We start from the raw sequence: 18,720 nt of genomic DNA, 5'->3' as shown, positions 1-18,720 counted from the left end.
ATGAATGAAAGGGTATGTCTGATGTTCATGTGCACCAATGCAATGAATCATTAAACATACCCTAAACCATCCTGCTAAATCTGACAAGAACATGCTGCATTGCAATTTGTCAACCAGAGGTTGCAGGGCCGCAGAACTGTGGTTTAAGCACTATATTCTTCCATCGCTTTGCTGATACTTTCTTCACAGGAGCGCATCGCCAGAATGGTCTTTTCAAACAGATCGTTCAATTCCCATCCAAGCTTCAGGGCGCCCTCGCGGATCACATCTCTGGAACATCCGGCGGCAAATCTTTTATCTTTAAATTTTTTCTTTATACTGGATACTTCCATATCCATTACGCTTTTTGAAGGACGCATCAGGGCAGCTGCACCGATCAGCCCTGTCAGCTCATCCGCGGCAAACAATACCTTTTCCATCTCATGCTCCGGTTCGATATCACTGCAGATCCCATATCCATGTGAACAAATGGAACGGATCATATCCTCCCCCACACCGCCTTCTCTCAGCAGTTCCGGTGCCTTCTGGCAATGCTCTTCCGGATAAAGTTCAAAATCAATATCGTGGAGAAGCCCGGTAATTGCCCAATACTCATCTTCGTCCGCAAAACCAAGTTCATTTGCATACCAGCGCATTACACCTTCTACCGTCAGTGCATGCTGAATATGAAACGGTTCTTTATTATATTTCTTAAGCAACTCTAATGCATCTTCCCTTGTGATTTTACTTTTCATTTTCTCTTCCACCTTTCTTAATCATGATACCAGCAGTATTTAGCTTTACCGGAGGCTTTCGCCATGTACAGGGCCCGGTCTGCCTTATAATAAAGATCTTCAAAGTCTGCCTGCCGGGCTTTCGCACAGGCAATCCCGATCGAACAGCTTTGTTCGAATTGTACCTCACCAAGCACCTCACTGATCTGGCTTATCAATCTTTCCGCGAATTTTTCTCCCTCTTCCTTCGTCCTTTCTCCCGGAAGAAAAATCATAAACTCGTCACCGCCGACCCTTCCCGCAATTTCCGGGGACTTTACATTGTCTGCCAGTATGCGGGATGCTTTCTTGAGTAATTCATCCCCCGCAAGATGTCCAAAGCAGTCATTCACATGCTTGAAATCATCCAGGTCAATCACAAACATCAGTCCTCCAGCTTTATCTTCTGTCAGCAGCCTGTTAATATGCAGTTCTGTATACTGCCGGTTATACAGCCCGGTCATCGAATCCAGCTGGATGCTCTTCTCCAGAACAGCGCTTCTCTTCAGAGCCTTTTCTGCAAGATTAGCAAACGTCTTCGGGTAATATTCCCCCTCCTGCTGGTAAATATATGGCACAGACTGGTGAATACTGTCAATCATCAGTTTCCCATCGGCTTCTCTGTGCACCGATGCCGTAATTCTCGTATCCATATTGATGATCACCTGTTTTCCCTCAGTATTCGTCTCACAGGCCTCAAACTCCCCATATACCACACATGCATCTTCCGTAATCTGCTTCGCCTCAAACCATTGCCTCTTGATCGTAAACTCAATCCCGCTGGCTTCTTCCTGATCCTTCTCCAGCCATTGTAAAAGTGATTCAAGATTATGATAAAACTCATGCTTTCCTGTTCCAATCACAATGATATCAGGAGAAAAATACGGAATCATGCTTTCAATCTTTACCGGATCGCCCGATATATAACTCTCCATCACACGTCCAGTCAAAAGGCTGGCTTCCCTGCATATCGAATCCTTCATATCCGCCTCCCGTGTCCTAAAATTCTGAAATCATCATAACATAAAAACGCCTGCATTGTCGACTTTATTTCTGTCTGCATTTCCAGCCTTAATTTCAGAAAATTCTGAAAACGGTCCGCAAAAGGGTCTGACCCCTTTGAACCGAATACTCCGATGCCTCCGCATTATTCCATATTCAGGTTTCCCTCCCCCTGTTCCAGATCTTTTATCCCCAAAAAGGCCGGTCTGGCAGCTACACTTAGCAGAATGATACATACAGCCGATCCGACCATAATCCACATCACATTATTTCTGAATGCATCAAAGAGTACGCCATATATAACCTGCCCAAGCGGCTGTGCACACAAGGTCACTGTTGCAACATATGCCATCACCTTTCCCAGCAGCTCATTCGGTGTCCTCTGCTGAATCAGTGATACGCAATAAATGGAAAAAATGCTGACCAGTACCTGCATAACTGCAATTGAGAGTAAAATAATCAGGTAAATCATTTTTTCATTATCAAGCAAAAACCCCATTCCCATTGGAATCATACATATCCCCACTGCTAAAGGGTATTGATACATCTTATCAGCCTTCAGCCGGCCTGCGGCGACTCCTACAATGACACTCCCTAAAATAGCTGTAAGACCGCAAACGCTTTCCGCCGCCCCCGCATATTCCGCATTCAGTCCCAGAATCGTCCGTATCATAAAGGGCATGCCTACGTTTACCGTTCCCATGATGAAAAAACTGATTGCCGATGCTGCAAGGAGGATCTTCATGATCTCGGGCCTTTCTCTTGTAATAAAGCTGAAACTGATTTTGAAATCGTTTCTTATTACACGTATCCAGCTCTCATGAAGAGTTTCTTTTGTAAACGGGAGTCTGATAAAAATTTCCAGAAATGCAGTCAGGAAAAATCCAAGGACACTGACAGCAAGAACTGTTTTTACACCGAAAGCAGTATAGCATGCGCTCCCGATAAACGGGGCGACCAGCGCAGCCAGTGCCGCCACCTGGTTGACAACCGCATTCGCCTTGATGATGTTGTCCCCTGTCTGCATTTGTGGCACCGCGGCCTGCACAGTCGGGGATTCGAATGCCGCAAGTATGGAGTATGCAGTCAGCGCCGTTCCTACAATGATAACAGCATTGGATTCGCGAATCGTAAGCATCGTAAACACAGCGATTACCCCTGACAGAAAATCAAGTCCCACCATAATGTTTCTCCGGTTGGCCCGGTCGGCCAGAACACCGCCAAACGGGGACAGTATCACCGTAGGAATCATGGAGACCGCCAGAAGCCCTGCAAATATAGACGCAGAACCCGTCAGATCAAGTATATACATGGATAACGCAAACCTGAGGATCGTATTGGCAAACAGAGAACTTACCTGCCCAAAGACCAGAAGGGTAAAATTTCTGCTGAATAATTTTCCCTCTGTATTTGTTTTCATTTGACTCATAAAATTTCCTCCTATTATTTATACATGTTGTATGTATGTATTTAGTTAAAAAAATATTGCCTGGCTTGTTTGAATATTCACGATGCCGAGGAGGACGCACTGCAACATATAATTCTTACGCTGCAATGCGGTTCCTGACCGCAGGACTCCTTATCACTCTTCCCCTGCAGTCTCAAGAACTGTCTCCAGCCGGGCAAAAGTTTCATCATCCAAGAGCGGGACCCCCAGAAAGGCACTCAGATCTTTTACCATCTCCAGCCTTGCAAGCCCTTCTTCCCTGGTAAAAGGAAATATGGTCGGCACCATCCAGAAATTGGTCAGAAAAGTAAATAATTCAGCAATCTGCTTCGGATGCCTGCACTTCACAGACCCATCCCGGATGCCTTCCTCGATCAGTTCCTGATACGCAGGAACAAGCACATCCCGGTTACTCTCGATAAACTCGGCTAAAAACTTCGGATTCTCCAACAGATATACGGCCTGCCCGCTCAATTTACGATAATCCGTCTCCACCGTAGTGTCCTTTATGATCTGCTGCAGTTTCTGAAGCCCGTTCAGCTCCTTTTGCTGTTTCACCTTCTCAAACGGATTGTTTTCACGAAACATCTGATCCGTCAGGGCATCAATCACTTCCTCCTTTGACTTGAAATGATGGTAAAAAGCCCCACGCGTCAACCCTCCCAAGTTGTCTACGATATCAAGCACGGTCGTATTCTCATAGCCTTTTTCCATAAATAGCTTCATAGAAACCTCCAGAATCTTCTGAACCGTCTCTTCCGGATATTTATTTCTCGGCATATTATCACCTCTTTACATACAGTTTGTATGTTTAACTTAACAGATGGTTCCGGCCTTGTCAAGTAATAAATACATTGTGTATGTAACTTATGTCAGACCCCGGCTTTTGGAATTAATGAAATTAGCATTTCCAGTGACATAAAAACTGTATAATATGATAAAATGAGAAAAGCATCTGCAAGCGGCCGGAAGGGAAGGACCTTTCAATTATTATAAGAGCTATGCAGGCCGACAAACCGAAATGATATTGTCTGAATACAAAATGTAAATCAAGGAGGATTACCCGTATGAAACGTTCCCGAATCAACCAGGTCATCAAGGACATGGAAAGCCTGATAAAAGCGCATGGATTTGAAATGCCGCCCTTTGCCTGCTGGACGCCTGAAGACTGGCACAGCACCGGCCATGAATATGATGAGATCCGCGACAATAAATTAGGGTGGGATATTACAGACTTTGGTCTTGGCAGATTTGACGAGATCGGCTTCTCACTATTCACAATCCGAAACGGCAACCTGAAGATGCCTGAGAAATATAAAAAAACATATGCCGAAAAGCTCCTGATGTTATACGAAGGCCAGACAGCGGCCATGCATTTTCATGTAAGTAAGATGGAGGATATTATCAACCGGGGCGGCAACGATGTATACATAACCGTATATAACGGTACACCGGATGAAAAAATGCTGGATACGGATGTTGTCGTATGTTCGGACGGGAAGACAGAATCCGTACCTGCCGGAACAAAAGTCTGCCTGCATCCGGGACAAAGCATTACGATCACACCGTATATGTACCATAATTTTATAGTACCTGAGACGGGCGGCCCGGTGCTTCTGGGTGAAGTTTCTATGTGCAATGATGACGATAACGATAACTTCTTCTATAATAAAGAGATCGGACGTTTCCCGGAGATCGAAGAGGATGAAGAGGCCTACCGGCTGCTTTGTAACGAATATCCTAATGCGGATTAAGAAGTTTTTAAGGCCCGCCTGTGTATCAGGAGCACAGGCGGGCTTTTACTATTTTTCTTTGAATGTATGGACCACATAGAAGCCCACCATCAGGTGGCAGCACTTCAATGCAGCTGGAAAATTAAAATAAAAAAGTTGTAACGAATTACTTTTCAAGGACACTTATAGGCAAGGAGGTAGGACATGAAAGACATGGAACAGATTTATAAGAAATATATGCCACAGGTATATAAATATCTGTTTAGCCTTTGCCATGACACCCAGCTGACAGAAGAACTGACACAGGAAACCTTCTTCCAGGCCGTGAAGTCCATAGAAAGTTTCCGTGGGGACTGTAAGCTTTATGTCTGGCTATGCCAGATCGCGAAGCATCTGTGGTGCAGAGAATTGAAGCAAAGAGGGAGAGAAAACCTCACGGAACTAACAGAAGATATCCCCTCTCCAAAGCAGCCACCGGAATCAGCCGCAATTCAGAAAATGGATACGATTCAATTGTACAAGCTGCTTCACGCCCTCGAAGAGCCGATGAGAGAAGTCATGTATTTAAGGCTAAACGGGAATTTCAGTTTTAAGGAAATCGGGGAAATTCTGGGCAGAGACGAAAACTGGGCACGTGTAACATTTTACCGGGGCAAACAGAAAATCAGAAAGGAGAGCCATTATGAAATGTGAACTGATCCGGGACCTGCTCCCGCTGTATATCGACGGTCTGACAAGCGAAGAAAGTAACAGGGAAATCGAAAAACATCTGAAAAGTTGTAAAGAATGCAGAATCTACTATCTGGAAATGAAGGGCGAAATTCCTGAAGCTAAAGCCGTATCGGAAGAGGAGATCGAAGATGCCGGCCTGATAAAGAAGATAAAGAAAAAAAGGAAACACAGAATCACAGCCGCCTGCGCGGGCGCCGCCGCAGTACTGCTGCTTGCTATTTTCGTACTGCTTCCCCGTACCTACGGTGAAGTAAAATATGAGGATATAACATTAAGCTACGGCACAAGAGAAAACAAGGCCTATCTCCAGATGACCATAAAACCGGGACACGAAATAGTCTTTTCCGGTGAAACAAATCGTAACGGTACTTACTTTAAAGTACTGTCAGCTACACGGATTTTGAACAATGAGAGTGACAGCATGGGATGGGAAGATGAACTCGGGACGAAAGATTCCCCGTGCAAATGGACACTCGAGTTTAAAAACAAAATCCTGTACTTCGAAAACGGAGAACTAATTCAGGAAAAAAACAAATAACCACAAACAGAGCGCCCGTACCGCTTGATACAGGGCGCTTCTGTTTCATGGAGAAAATATTCGTTGTTTCAGTCAGTTTCACTCATCCTCGAATTCAAACAGTTCTTCTACTGTAACCTGAAAGATCCGGGCAATATCCATCGCCAGCTTCAATGACGGATTATAACGTCCGTTTTCCAAATGCCCGATCGTCTCGCGTCTGACCCCCACCCGTTCCGCCAGATCTGTCTGGCTTAAGTCGAATGCCAGCCGGTATTCTTTTATCTTTGTCTTTAGCATCCTACTCCTCCATATATTTTCTTTCCTGCCGGTTGATCTGCCAGAGCATAACAATGAAAATTGCCATCGCTGCCACAAAACTGATGAGATACAGCCTCATAACCAGCGTAACCATGTCAGCCGAAATATACTTTATATGTTCGAGAACCGCAACGATAACCAATATAAGACTATTGGCTGCCACTTCAAAAATAAACGCCCTGAACCCCGCTTTTCTTACATTCATCCAAAACAACTCATCAGCTGGCATATTCGTGTAAATGAAGAAAAAGAAATAAATCAGAAACAGCTGCAGCAGCCAGTCTCCTGTATTGATCCCCACTACACCGACCAGCCCAAGCCATCCTAAATAAGACAGTGGATTATGTTTTTTCGCTTTTGCCATACTAATCCCTCCTCCTGACAGGCCTGCCGCATCTTACTGTGCTCTCTTTGCAGCGCCTTTGTGTTATAAATATATCACATTTGTTGTTATAAATATATAACATAAGAAAGTAAAAGTCAATAGCAAATCACAAACTCTTATCTTTTATTTTCTACAGCTGTTTCCGGTACTCCCGCGGAGTAATTCCTGCCGCCCGCTTAAACTGCCGGATGAAATAACTCACATTTTCAAATCCGCAGTCCAGGCTCACCTCCAGCACTGTTTTGGTCGTATCCTCGAGCATCTCCTTTGCCTTTTCTATGCGGTATCCGATGAGATACTGAACAGGCGAAATATTTGCTATCTCCTTAAAGAAATGGCAGAGGTACTGCGGGTTACACTGCGCCTCCCCGGCCAGCTGTTCCAGAGTAATCTTCTCCATATAATGCTTCTCCACATAGGAAACAATCTTTTTATACCGGTCAATCCGCTCCTTCTCCGATGCATTCAGAACACTCGCTGCCGCCACCATCCTGCGGTTCCTGTCCAGTTCATACATCATTTCAAGCAAAAAGAGCTTTGCCCGGAAATACCACCCCTCATTTTCTTCCAGTCCACACTTCGCCGCCTGATCAAACAATTTCGATATCTTCCTGTATATCCCATCCCGCGGCCCGATCACTCTAGGAAGCGAAGAAATATGTGCGAGCAGCGGTGCGGCAAACTCTTTCTGAAATTCATCCTGATAAGTAAACTCTAGTATATGAGGGTTAAAAATAAGAACGTCATGCACGGTATCCTGTCCGGTTCCCTCTATCTGATGGAGCTCGCCACTGTTTATAAAACCTATCTCCCCCTCTTGCAAAATAAAATTTTCAAGGTTCAGCTCGACTAAAAAACTTCCTTTTATAGCCTTTAAGATCTCAATATTATGATGCCAGTGTCTCTCGACATAAAAATGTTCCGGGTAAATCGTTCCCGGCCCGGTGGTAAAATGCATGGCCGTCAATGGCCGCTCCTGTGTGCCGTGCCTGACATCTTCTTCCAGAGAATGATCCTTATTCATATAAATCCTCCCGTCTCTGCACGCATTTAAGAAACATACGCAGATTTTCCACAACCTCAATATTGTGTTATTATTTTAAGTAATAATGCAAGATATTTCAATCTTTTTTTCTTATACTGATAAAAAAGTGTTACAGGCGTGCCTGTAAACAGTAATACAGATTGTATATCAGGAGGTCACGAAAATGATTCAGAAGTATGTATATGGAAGTCCATTTGAAACCGGGGCAGTTACCGAAGCCTTAGAACCTGCTTCAGGCTCCCCGAAACACGGCAGCATTTCCTTAAATAACGGTTTTCATTTCACCTGCGAAATGGAGGAGGAAGACATCGTGTATGGTCTGGGCGAGGCCAACAGAGGCATTAACAAGAGAGGTTTTCTCTATATCAGCAATTGCAGCGACGACCCTAATCACACCGAAAACAAGAATTCCTTATACGGCGCACACAATTTCATCATCGTTTCCGGACAGGAAACCTTCGGTCTTTTTCTCGACTACCCCGGCGCAATGCGGTTTGACATCGGCTATACAAGGCAGAACCGGCTGGAAATCAGCTGCGAAGATGCGGACCTTGACCTGTATGTCATCGATGGTGACAACGCCTATGATATTGTAAAACAGTTCCGTAAAATCATCGGCCAGAGCTATATCCCGCCAAAGTTTGCATTCGGATTCGGACAAAGCCGCTGGGGATATACAACCGAAGAAGATTTTAAAAATGTAGTAAAGGGATACCGCGAAAACCACATCCCAATTGATATGCTGTATATGGACATCGACTACATGGACAATTATAAAGATTTTACTGTAAACAAGGAAAACTTCCCTGACTTTAAAGGATTTGTAGATGAAATGAAGGCGGAGAATATCCATCTGATCCCTATCATTGACGCAGGTGTCAAGATTGAGGAAGGATACGATATTTATGAGGAAGGAAAAGAAAAAGGTTACTTCTGCAAACGGGAAGACGGAAGTGAATTTGTAGCCGCAGTATGGCCGGGCTGGACACATTTTCCGGATGTCCTGAATCCTGATGCCCGCGCATGGTTCGGAAGCAAGTATGAAAGACTGATCTCCCAGGGAATCGACGGATTCTGGAACGATATGAATGAACCGGCAATCTTCTGCACTCCCGAAGGAGTCGATGACCTGAAGAGCTATTTTAAAGACCTGCTTGAAAAAGAGGATGAAGTACCGGGCTTCCTCCTCAATGACAAGGTGATCGGCCTCGCCAATAATCCGGACGATTACAAACGTTTCTACCATGAGGTTAACGGAAAGAAAATCCGCCATGACAAGGTCCACAACCTGTACGGCTTCAACATGACCCGCGCGGCATCAGAAGCGTTTGAAAAAATCGTTCCTGACAAGAGAATCCTGATGTTCTCCCGCTCCTCCTACATAGGAATGCACCGTTACGGCGGAATCTGGACCGGCGACAACCAGTCCTGGTGGTCACACATCCTTCTGAACCTGAAAATGATGCCGTCCCTCAACATGTGCGGTTTCCTCTATACAGGGGCTGACTTAGGCGGTTTCGGTTCCGATACGACAAGAGACTTAGTCCTTCGCTGGCTGGCGCTCGGCGTATTCACACCGCTCATGCGCAACCACGCCGCACTCGGGACAAGAGAGCAGGAATGCTACCAATTTGAAAACATCGAAGATTTCCGGCATGTAATCTCCGTCCGCTACCGCCTGCTGCCATACCTTTACAGCGAATACATGAAGGCCGCCTTAAACGACGATATGTATTTTAAGCCGCTCGCATTCGAATACCCGGAAGATGCAATGGCAAAACAGGTCGAGGACCAGCTCATGATCGGAAACGAAATCATGATCGCCCCCGTCTACACCCAGAATGCCGCCGGAAGATACGTCTACCTCCCGGAAAACATGAAGTTCATAAAATTCCTTCCGGACGGAAACATCTCCGAGAAAGAACTGCCAAAGGGCCACCATTATGTAGAAATAGCACTAAACGAAGTTTCCTTATTCATCCGCAGCGGAAAAAACATACCAATAGTCGATGCAGCAGAATGCGTAGAAAAAATCGATATGGGCACAAAACAAACAATCGGATATCCTGACGGCGAATATGCACTTTATGAAGACGATGGAATCTGCAAAGGGGTCTGACCCCTTTGCAGTCCGTTTTCAGAATATTCTTAAAATTCAACTCCGCAGCATATTTTCGCTGATGTTTGCGAGTATCTCCAATACTTTCTCGTTTTCATCGTTCATATGCTGTTCGAAGGCACGGAACGTGCCCTGAATCAGGACGGTAAACAGCAGGTCCTTTTCCAGATCGCCCTGATATTCCGGACAGTTACTGTATATCACTTCTTTCAGAAGCTGTTCCAGACGGTCCACAAGCAGCGGCCTTCTCGTGCCGGAATACAGGATGTCGAGCATCGGGCGCCGGGAAAGAATGGCATTTGCAATTTCCATGACACCCTCCCGCGGGTCTGAGATAAGATTTTCTGGATGGTTCATATCCTGGATTGCCGAAGTGAGCACTTCCATCTCTAATTTTTCCGATAAATCATAGATGTCCTTATAATGCTGGTAGAAGGTGGCTTTGTTTATACAGGCCAGCTCTGCCAGCTCTTTTATCGTAATCCGTTCCAGCTCCTTTTTTGAGCGCAGTTCAATAAATGCATTGATAATGCTGTTTCTTGTCTTCTTCACTCTTAAGTCCATAGACTCCACAGTTATTCAACAATATCCCGAAAGCGTTGAATAACATACTCCTTTCAAAAATTGTCGATTGATTCCATCTCTAGATCCTTTATAATGATAATAGTACTAAGAAAAGCGACGGTAGTCAATTAAACTATTATAGTAAAAAAACAAGTACGGGAGGATAAGAATGGATTATTACGGATTTTATACGGGAAAAATATTTGATGCCTATAAATTCCTCGGATGCCGGCTCACCGGAAACAAAGCTGTATTTACTGTCTTTGCCCCTGCGGCCCAAAAGGTAGGTTTGATCGGGGAGTTCAATGGCTGGACTGAAACGCCGATGGAAAAGATTTATAACGGCCAGTTCTGGCAGATTACGCTCGACAACATGAAAGACGGTATGCTGTATAAGTACAGAATCTATAAAAACGACGGCAGCTGCACAGACCACTGCGACCCATACGGCTACGGAATGGAACTCCGCCCGCAGAGCGCTTCCGTTGTGCGTGACCTGAACAGTTATACCTTCCACGATGAAAAATGGATGAAAAAAAGAACCGACTGCAAGAACAGTCCCCTCAATATTTATGAAATGCACCTCGGTTCCTGGAAAATGAATAAAAATGACGAAAATGGCTGGTATACTTATGCCGAAACGGCTGACCTGCTCATTCCTTATCTCAAAGAATACGGTTACAACTATGTCGAAGTCCTTCCCGTCAGCGAGCACCCCTCGGACGATTCCTGGGGCTATCAGGGCACCGGCTATTTCAGTCCCACCTCCAGATACGGAACGGTAAACGACCTGAAATACTTTATTGATCAATGTCATTTAAATGATATCGGTGTCATACTGGACTTCGTTCCGGTCCATTTTGCAGTCGATAACTACGCCCTTGCTGATTTCGACGGAACACAGCTTTATGAGTACCCGAACAGCGACGTCAGTGTCAGCTCCTGGGGAAGCAAAAACTTCAACCATTCCAGAGGTGAGGTCCAGAGTTTCCTGCAGTCCAACGCAAATTACTGGCTTGCAGAATATCATTTCGACGGACTGCGCATGGATGCCATCAACAATATCATTTACTGGCAGGGCGACCCCCAGCGGGGAATCAACGTAAATGCCACCGAATTTCTGAAAAACATGAATCGCTATATCAAGGAAACTTACCCGACTGTCATTCTGGCCGCAGAAGATTCCAGCGCTTACGCAGGAGTTACAAAAAAGACGGAAGAAGGCGGTCTTGGGTTTGATTACAAATGGGACATGGGGTGGATGAACGATACACTGGAATATTTCCGCACAGACCCGCTCTACCGCGGCAGGGACTATCACAAACTAACCTTTTCCATGCAGTATTATTATGACGAACATTTCCTGCTGCCGTTTTCACACGATGAAGTTGTCCACGGGAAGGCAACCATCATCCAGAAAATGTTCGGTGAATACGACGGGAAATTCCCGCAGGCACGGGCCCTGTACCTCTATATGATGACGCATCCCGGAAAGAAACTGAACTTCATGGGAACCGAACTGGCCATGTTCCGAGAGTGGGATGAAAAACGGGAACTGGACTGGGATATCCTCAAGTATCCCCTTCATGATGCCTTCCACCATTACATTCAGTCACTCAACAAGCTTTATCTGGAGCATCCGTCCCTGTCCGCTCTTGACTTTGACAGGTCCGGCTTCCAGTGGCTCGACTGCCATCAGGAGGAAAAGGCCATCTATGCCTTCATGCGCTCCGACGGAAAAGAAAAAACCGCCGCAGTATTCAATTTCTCCGGGGAAGATATCGAAGATTATGAATTACCAGTTGGGGAAGGACACGAACTGAAACTGCTGATAGCAAGCGATATGGACTGCTATGGCGGAGAAACTAATTATAAAAAAGGCCAAAGCTGGAAGATCAAAAACGGAAAGGCTGTTCTGAAAATGCCTGCATTTTCTGGAAAACTGCTAGATTTAAAATAAGTTTTTCAGCATAATTTTATATAGGAAAGAAGAAAAAGGCGGGTGCTCTACTGCATCTGCCTTTTCCCGTAATTCTACATTTCTTTACTTACGCACTTATAAAACGCCTCAAAAAGTATTGCTGTTGACACAGCCCCTGAATCAGCATGCCCTAATGCCTTTTCCGCGTATTGTCTGGAACGCCCTGCTCCTGGAATCATGTTTCTGGTATCCCCGGCACCTTTACACGCTGCTTCTGACGCTGCCTCCAACGCTTTTTCAAGCGGTTCATCCCGATACTTTTCCAAAGCTTTTACAGCCGGACCTAGTGCGTCCAGCATCGTCTTCTGACCAAACTCAGCTTTTCCCCTTCTCTGTATCGACTGTAGTGAATGCTCCATATAATCTGCCAGAAATTTTGCATCCAGTACATCGGCCGCTGGCATATCCTTCATTCCGCCGATAAATAAAGTTCCGAATATAACACCAGATGCACCTCCCATTGACTTAATCAGGGCTATCCCGGTTTCATAGAAAACCTGATTGATACTGTCATATGTATGAGATAATAATGTATCTTTTACGCTTGTAAACCCCAGTTTCATATTAATCCCATGATCCCCGTCTCCAATTTTCTGATCCAGTTCAGTCAGATAAGGCTCATTTTCAATAATTGCCTCACTCATCCTGCAGACTGCCCTTTGTGTCTCTTCTATTGTTAATGCCTTTTTCATATCACACCCTGCCTTTTACACTCAAACATCTCTCTGTATACTTGGACTTCTTTTCATATAAAACGGTGTATAGGCCGGATAATCATAATATGGTTTCAGCTCCGGCACCATATGCAGCAGAGTCACAGTAATTCCCCCCATCCCCTGAATAGGGGAATACCATCCTGAAATAGCATCATAAACAGAAATATCCCGGCTTCTTAAACCTTTGATTATCTTACCTTCCAGTACATGTAAATCCAGAAATCCGAGTGATCCTAAGCTATTCACCATCAAACATACATGATCCTGTTCTCCGGCCTCAAATTCATCCAGAAGAAGGGTAAGAATTTTTTCTGCCAATTCCCCTGCCTTTGGCATTTTCATTGACAGAAAGCCCGGTTCGCCGTTAAATCCCATACCAAACTCGATATGGTCCCGTACAGGCATCTGGAACATAGGGGTTCCCGTAACTGGAAGATATCCCGTATCAAATACAATAGGAAGCGTATAGATATGGTCTGCCGCAATTCTCGCTATATTTTCCACTTCATCGAGATCAAGTCCCATAGAAGCGGCGGCGCTGGCCATCTTCAAGACCCACAGCATTCCTCCTATACCGCCTCTCCTTTCCTTGTGATCCTTTCCTGCTGCACCGATATCATCCCGTACATATACGCATCTGGCCTGATATCCCTCTATCTCTAGCAATTCTGCTGCCAGATCATTATTCAGGAAGTCCCCTGTAAAATTTCCAGTCAGCAAGAGGACCCCTTTTCCAGCATAAATGTATTTTGCGGATTCATAGATATGGTAGGCAGACGGCGCCGAGAACAGATGTCCTGTACACACAGCATCCGCCATGCCTTCCCCTGCAAGCCCTGCAAACATTGGCTCTGCACCGCCTCCGTTATTGGCAAGAACAACTACCTTGTCTTGTTTTCTTTCCTTTACGGCAATACATCTGTACTGAGGCAGATACTCATAAAGAGAAGGATTTTCCAGAACGACGCCTTCCATTTCTTCTAAGATAATGTCGTCTGTATCTCCTATGATACGAATTCTGTTCTCCATACTCTTCCTCCTCTGTTAAGAATCCTGCTCTAATCCATTGTCTTCAATGCTTCCTCTACACTCCATCCCTTATGTAAGATACCACATATAGCTTTCGTAATGCCTGTTACATTCTGATGTTCAAAAACAGCCCTTCCAATCATAACACCTTTGCACCCGGCCTCCACAGAATCATGTACCATCTGAAGAAGACACTCATCCGTCCTGCTCTCGCCTCCGCCCAGAACAAGAATCGGCCTGTAACAGCAATCTACTACATTTTTCTTGTATTCCTCGACACTTCCTGTATATGGAGCCTTGATAAAGTCTGCCCCTTGTTCGGCAAAAGCTCTTGCAGTAAATCCAATTTCTTCAGCAGTATGCAGCCCTTCAGGCGCTCCGGGAAAACCACCCGGCATGACTTCTACGCCAAGAACAACGCCCCATTCCCTGCACTTTGCTGATAATCTGGAAACTCTCGCAAGAAATTCCGGTTCATCTTCCTGATGGGTAAATCCCATACATAAAATTCCGTCTGCCCCCAGTTTCAATGCATCCTCGACAGAAGCCGTCTCCAGAACATTCTGAAAAAATTTACCGGACGGATGTTTTTCCGTTGTCCCTATATCCACCCTGAGCAGGAGACCGGCATTGCCAAACGCATCCGGATAAGCAGAAGCTACTCCACATGTAGTAAATACCGCATCGGCACCACCGTCAATTACCTCCTTAATTACTTTTCCCGGGTCCTTAATTGTCTTTTGTCCTGCTCTTGTTACCGCTGCATGGTCCATTGCTAAAATGAACGCCTTTCCGTCTGATTCAAAAATATTATTCCAACGTTTTTTCATACCCATTTCTGACATGCTTACTTCCTGCTGCCATTTCCTCCATTCTTATTTTGTGTTTGATCCAGTATAACTGCTAATAAAATAATAATTCCCATAATAATGGTCTGCCAATATGAACCGACCTGCATCAGATTCAGGCCATTATTAATCACCCCAATTGTAATAACACCAATAACAGTCTTTTCAATTCCACCTTTGCCTCCCAGAAGGCTTGTACCTGCCATAACAACTGCTGCCACCGCATCCAGTTCATAGCCGTTGGCCGCGCCCGGCTGGCCCGTTCCTAGTTTTGATGCAAGACAGCACCCTGCCAGTGCAGACAAAATTGCCGATATAACATAGACCGACGACTTCACGTAGGCAATGTTTACCCCGCTTAAATATGCCACTTCCTCATTATTTCCAATTGCATATACCTTTCTTCCATAAGGCGTCTTCCGAAGCACAACTGCGGAAATCACCATAACGAGGATCATAACCAGTACCAGGATAGGGACCTTCCCCAAAATTCTGCCCTGCCCGAAACGGTTAAAAGATTCCGGGAGCTGAAATATCGGCGTACTGTTCGTGATTACATAACAAACTCCGCGTGCAATGGACTGCACTGCAAGAGTTGCAATAAACGGAGTGACATCAAACTTTGACACAGCCAGTGCAGTCAGCATACCACATGCAAATCCCACAATAATACTAATACCAATAATGAACAAAATACTGGTCTCAAATGACGGCGAAGGCACTTTTTTAATCATATATGTCACACAAATCCCCGCCAATGCTGCCACTGCGCCGACTGAAAGGTCAATTCCCCCGGTTAAGATAACAAAAGTCATCCCTGTTGCAATCAGTGCATTAATTGAAATTTGTATCAGAACATTGGTGACATTGGAAATCGTTAAAAACCTCGGCACCTGAACAGTAATAACAACTACTAAAATTACAAGGAACACGATCAGAACATTGCTTTTTAAAAATCTGCCAACCTTTCCTTTCATGCCTGTCCACCCCCTTTCCTGCTGATTTCCTCTTCTGAAAAGCTGGCATAACGCATAATTCCTTCTTCCGTGGCTTCCTGTGCCAGCAATTCCCCTGAAAGTCTGCCTTCTCTTATGACGATAACCCTGTCACTTGTGTTAAGCACCTCCGGAAGTTCTGACGATACCATTAGGATACTGCCGCCTTTTTCTGTAAAAGCATTTAACAGTTCGTAAATTTCTGCTTTTGCATTCACATCTATTCCTCTTGTCGGTTCATCCAAAAGTAATATCTCTACATCAGCGGCAAGCCATTTTGCAATGACAATCTTCTGCTGGTTCCCTCCGCTCAATGTTTTAACTGCCGTTTCCATCGATGGAGTTTTGATTCTCATCTGTCCGATGTATTTCCGGGCCGTATCCCCTGCCCATTTATTATCAATAAAAATCCCTCTTCTGTGTCTCTTTAAATTGGTCAGGTAAATATTTTCCCGTACATTCTGCTCAATGATAATTCCCTGGCTCCTTCTCTCCTCAGGCACCAGCCCGATCCCATGCTCAATTGCATTTTGCGGGCGCCTGAACTCTACTTTTTTCCCTTTTACAAAGATCTCTCCTGCATCATATGGGTCGGCTCCAAAGATACATCTCAGCAGCTCCGTTCGTCCTGAACCGACTAATCCTGAAATGCATAATATTTCTGACTGGTATAACTGAAATGAGATGTTTTGAAAACAGCCTTTCTTACCAAGTCCCTTCACTTCCAGTACTGGTTTCTTTTCTATCTCTCTATGATTCCTAACACTTCCCTTAATTTCCCGTCCAACCATTAGCCTGATCAGCATATCCGCATCACTGGCATACATCGGCATTGTCTTAATTAACCGGCCGTCCTTTAAGACAGTCACCATGTCCCCTATTTCAAATATTTCCTGCATCCGATGGGAAATATAAATAATACAGACCCCTTTTTCTTTCAACTGTGAGATAATGCGGAACAGGGACATGGTTTCTTTTTCTGACAGGCATGCTGTTGGCTCATCCATTACAACAATCCCTGCCTCCTGTGATACGGCGCGGACAATCTCCATAACCTGCATCTGTGCCGTACTTAAATCTCTTACATAGTCTTCCGCATGGAAATCAGCTCCAATGTCTTTTAGGTAAGAATCCACCATGTCATTCATTTTCCTGCCATTGATAAATAATTTCTTTTTTAACGGCTCCCTGCAGAGACATATATTCTCGGCCACAGTCATGTCCGGAAGTACATTCATCTCCTGATGGATCACACTAATACCTGCTTTAAGCGCTTCATTCGGCGTATGAAAACTGACTTCCCTGCCAGCCAGCATAAGGCTGCCTTCATCCGGGTGATAGATTCCTGAGAGAACTTTAATTAAAGTCGATTTGCCTGCGCCGTTTTCTCCGACAAGAACATGAACCTCACCCTTGTAAAAATCAATGCTCACATGGTCAAGAGCAGTTACCCCGGGAAATCTCTTACATATCTGGTTCATCCTAACAAATGGTTCCCGTTCCATGATTTCCTCCTGCTTAGCACCGATCCCCGGTTTAAAGATTATTTTCTTTAATATAATCTGCGTCAATAATATAAGGATCAATCAATACCGTCTTATCAACTTCTTCGCCTTCAAAATGCTTTTTAACAGCTTCAATGACCGCCTTGCCCTGTCCGTCCGGATCCTGTGCCACATCTGCAATCCATACTTTTCCGTCTGTATCCGACTTAATAGCTTCGATGCCTTCAGGATTTCCATCGTAACCAATGATACGGATATCCGATCCTGCCGCTTTAATCGTATTGAGTGCACCTACCGCTGCCGGATCGCCAACAGCAAAAATAAGATCCAGTTCCGGATACTGGGTTATAAAATCCTGTGTAACATTTGCTGCTTTCGCGGCATCCCCTGCATAATTACCGGTTGTTAATACCTTCATATCCGGATATGCCTTCAATGCCTCTTCAAATCCCTGTGCCCGCTGCACACAAGGTTCGATCTCTTCATAAGTAATAATGGCTGTATTTCCTGCACCTCCTAATAATTCAGCTGCATACTCCCCAGCCAGCTTTCCTCCCAGAATCTCATTCGTACCCACATGACAGACCGGCTCTCCGTCTGACGTGCAGTTTAAAGTAAATACCGGGATTCCTGCCTCATCAGCCATGTCAATCGCAGCAGCCGAGCCCGAGCTGGATGCCGGGGATAATATAATCGCATCTACTTTTTGAGTAATAAAATCCTGAACCTGACTGAATTGGGTATCGCTGTCCTGCTGTCCGTCCGAAAAAATCACCTCGTAGCCATTTGCGTCTGCCTCCTTCTGGATCGCCTTTTCCATCATGTTCCAGAATACATGCTCTCTTGTCAGAAGAACACAGCCAATCGTCTTCTTTTCAGAAGCAGGCTCATCCTTTTTACTTTCTCCGCCATCACCTCCGCCCGTACCGCATCCGGGCAAATGCAGAACCATACACAACACGAGTGCCGCTGCAAACCACTTTTTTGCCTTTTTCATACTTATATCCATTCCTTTCGCTTCGCTCAGGC

Annotated in this window: 19 protein-coding genes; 5 read left to right on the top strand and 14 right to left on the bottom strand. The window is 45.0% G+C overall.

Features of this window, described 5'->3' with window-relative positions; genetic code table 11:
* Nucleotides 1-143 precede the first annotated feature (143 nt).
* From DWX43_RS23610 to DWX43_RS23595, 4 genes are all read right to left on the bottom strand, one after another.
* Complete coding sequence (locus DWX43_RS23610) at nt 144-734, bottom strand: hydrolase (protein ID WP_118622268.1); 591 nt, start codon at nt 732-734, stop codon at nt 144-146.
* A gap of 17 nt (nt 735-751) precedes the next feature.
* Nucleotides 752-1,735 carry a diguanylate cyclase gene (locus tag DWX43_RS23605; protein WP_118622266.1) on the bottom strand — a complete coding sequence of 328 codons (984 nt, stop codon included), beginning with the start codon at nt 1,733-1,735 and terminating at the stop codon, nt 752-754.
* Nucleotides 1,736-1,899: 164 nt separating this feature from the next.
* Nucleotides 1,900-3,183, bottom strand: coding sequence for an MFS transporter (locus DWX43_RS23600; protein WP_118622264.1), 1,284 nt, complete (start codon nt 3,181-3,183; stop codon nt 1,900-1,902).
* A 153-nt stretch (nt 3,184-3,336) separates the two neighbouring features.
* Nucleotides 3,337-3,981, bottom strand: coding sequence for a TetR/AcrR family transcriptional regulator (locus DWX43_RS23595; RefSeq protein ID WP_118622262.1), 645 nt, complete (start codon nt 3,979-3,981; stop codon nt 3,337-3,339).
* A 287-nt stretch (nt 3,982-4,268) separates the two neighbouring features.
* Between DWX43_RS23595 and DWX43_RS23590 the strand changes: the two genes are divergently transcribed.
* The 3 genes from DWX43_RS23590 (at nt 4,269) to DWX43_RS23580 (ending at nt 6,204) form a co-directional block, all read left to right on the top strand.
* Nucleotides 4,269-4,955 (top strand): D-lyxose/D-mannose family sugar isomerase, encoded by a 687-nt coding sequence (locus DWX43_RS23590; protein ID WP_118622260.1) that lies wholly within the window; start codon nt 4,269-4,271, stop codon nt 4,953-4,955.
* 183 nt (nt 4,956-5,138) lie between these two features.
* A complete protein-coding gene (locus tag DWX43_RS23585) occupies nt 5,139-5,627 on the top strand; it encodes a sigma-70 family RNA polymerase sigma factor (protein ID WP_118622258.1) in 489 nt (162 codons plus the stop codon).
* Entirely contained in the window at nt 5,617-6,204 is a 588-nt protein-coding gene (locus DWX43_RS23580; protein WP_118622256.1) for a zf-HC2 domain-containing protein, read from the top strand. Before DWX43_RS23585 ends, DWX43_RS23580 begins: the two co-directional genes overlap by 11 nt.
* A 78-nt stretch (nt 6,205-6,282) precedes the next feature.
* Here DWX43_RS23580 and DWX43_RS23575 read toward each other — a convergent pair whose 3' ends face one another.
* From DWX43_RS23575 to DWX43_RS23565, 3 genes are all read right to left on the bottom strand, one after another.
* Entirely contained in the window at nt 6,283-6,483 is a 201-nt protein-coding gene (locus DWX43_RS23575) for a helix-turn-helix transcriptional regulator (RefSeq protein ID WP_109732858.1), read from the bottom strand.
* 1 nt (nt 6,484) lies between these two features.
* The gene (locus DWX43_RS23570; RefSeq protein WP_118622254.1) at nt 6,485-6,868 is read right to left on the bottom strand and encodes a DUF3796 domain-containing protein; all 384 of its coding nucleotides are present in this window, start codon (nt 6,866-6,868) and stop codon (nt 6,485-6,487) included.
* 151 nt (nt 6,869-7,019) lie between these two features.
* The gene (locus tag DWX43_RS23565; protein WP_118622252.1) at nt 7,020-7,913 is read right to left on the bottom strand and encodes an AraC family transcriptional regulator; all 894 of its coding nucleotides are present in this window, start codon (nt 7,911-7,913) and stop codon (nt 7,020-7,022) included.
* Nucleotides 7,914-8,097: 184 nt separating this feature from the next.
* Here DWX43_RS23565 and DWX43_RS23560 point away from each other — a divergent pair, with 184 nt between their 5' ends.
* Nucleotides 8,098-10,053: a TIM-barrel domain-containing protein gene (locus DWX43_RS23560; protein WP_118622250.1), complete on the top strand. Its 1,956-nt coding sequence runs from the start codon at nt 8,098-8,100 to the stop codon at nt 10,051-10,053.
* A 36-nt stretch (nt 10,054-10,089) separates the two neighbouring features.
* On the opposite strand, the gene DWX43_RS23555 is transcribed toward DWX43_RS23560, so the two are convergent.
* Nucleotides 10,090-10,617 (bottom strand): TetR/AcrR family transcriptional regulator, encoded by a 528-nt coding sequence (locus DWX43_RS23555; protein WP_118622248.1) that lies wholly within the window; start codon nt 10,615-10,617, stop codon nt 10,090-10,092.
* 169 nt (nt 10,618-10,786) lie between these two features.
* Here DWX43_RS23555 and glgB point away from each other — a divergent pair, with 169 nt between their 5' ends.
* Nucleotides 10,787-12,577: a 1,4-alpha-glucan branching protein GlgB gene (gene glgB, locus DWX43_RS23550; RefSeq protein ID WP_118622246.1), complete on the top strand. Its 1,791-nt coding sequence runs from the start codon at nt 10,787-10,789 to the stop codon at nt 12,575-12,577.
* Between the two features lie 74 nt (nt 12,578-12,651).
* Here glgB and dhaL read toward each other — a convergent pair whose 3' ends face one another.
* The 6 genes from dhaL to DWX43_RS23520 form a co-directional block, all read right to left on the bottom strand.
* Nucleotides 12,652-13,290 (bottom strand): dihydroxyacetone kinase subunit DhaL, encoded by a 639-nt coding sequence (gene dhaL / locus DWX43_RS23545; protein ID WP_118622244.1) that lies wholly within the window; start codon nt 13,288-13,290, stop codon nt 12,652-12,654.
* A 21-nt stretch (nt 13,291-13,311) separates the two neighbouring features.
* Entirely contained in the window at nt 13,312-14,343 is a 1,032-nt protein-coding gene (locus DWX43_RS23540; protein WP_118622242.1) for a dihydroxyacetone kinase subunit DhaK, read from the bottom strand.
* Nucleotides 14,344-14,372: 29 nt separating this feature from the next.
* Entirely contained in the window at nt 14,373-15,188 is an 816-nt protein-coding gene (locus DWX43_RS23535; protein ID WP_118622240.1) for a hypothetical protein, read from the bottom strand.
* A 2-nt stretch (nt 15,189-15,190) separates the two neighbouring features.
* The gene (locus DWX43_RS23530; protein WP_118622238.1) at nt 15,191-16,168 is read right to left on the bottom strand and encodes an ABC transporter permease; all 978 of its coding nucleotides are present in this window, start codon (nt 16,166-16,168) and stop codon (nt 15,191-15,193) included.
* On the bottom strand, nt 16,165-17,691 hold the full coding sequence (locus tag DWX43_RS23525; RefSeq protein WP_118622236.1) for a sugar ABC transporter ATP-binding protein: 1,527 nt from the start codon (nt 17,689-17,691) through the stop codon (nt 16,165-16,167). The genes DWX43_RS23530 and DWX43_RS23525 overlap by 4 nt, the downstream gene beginning before the upstream one ends.
* A gap of 31 nt (nt 17,692-17,722) precedes the next feature.
* A partial coding sequence (locus DWX43_RS23520) for a substrate-binding domain-containing protein (RefSeq protein ID WP_207666102.1) occupies nt 17,723-18,720 on the bottom strand: 998 nt, incomplete at its 5' end.

It is taken from the genome of Clostridium sp. AF19-22AC, assembly GCF_003479085.1.
GTDB classification, from domain to species: domain Bacteria; phylum Bacillota; class Clostridia; order Lachnospirales; family Lachnospiraceae; genus Faecalicatena_A; species Faecalicatena_A orotica.
Note: the sequence above shows the minus strand (reverse complement) of the source record. Positions and strands in the feature narration are given on the sequence as shown.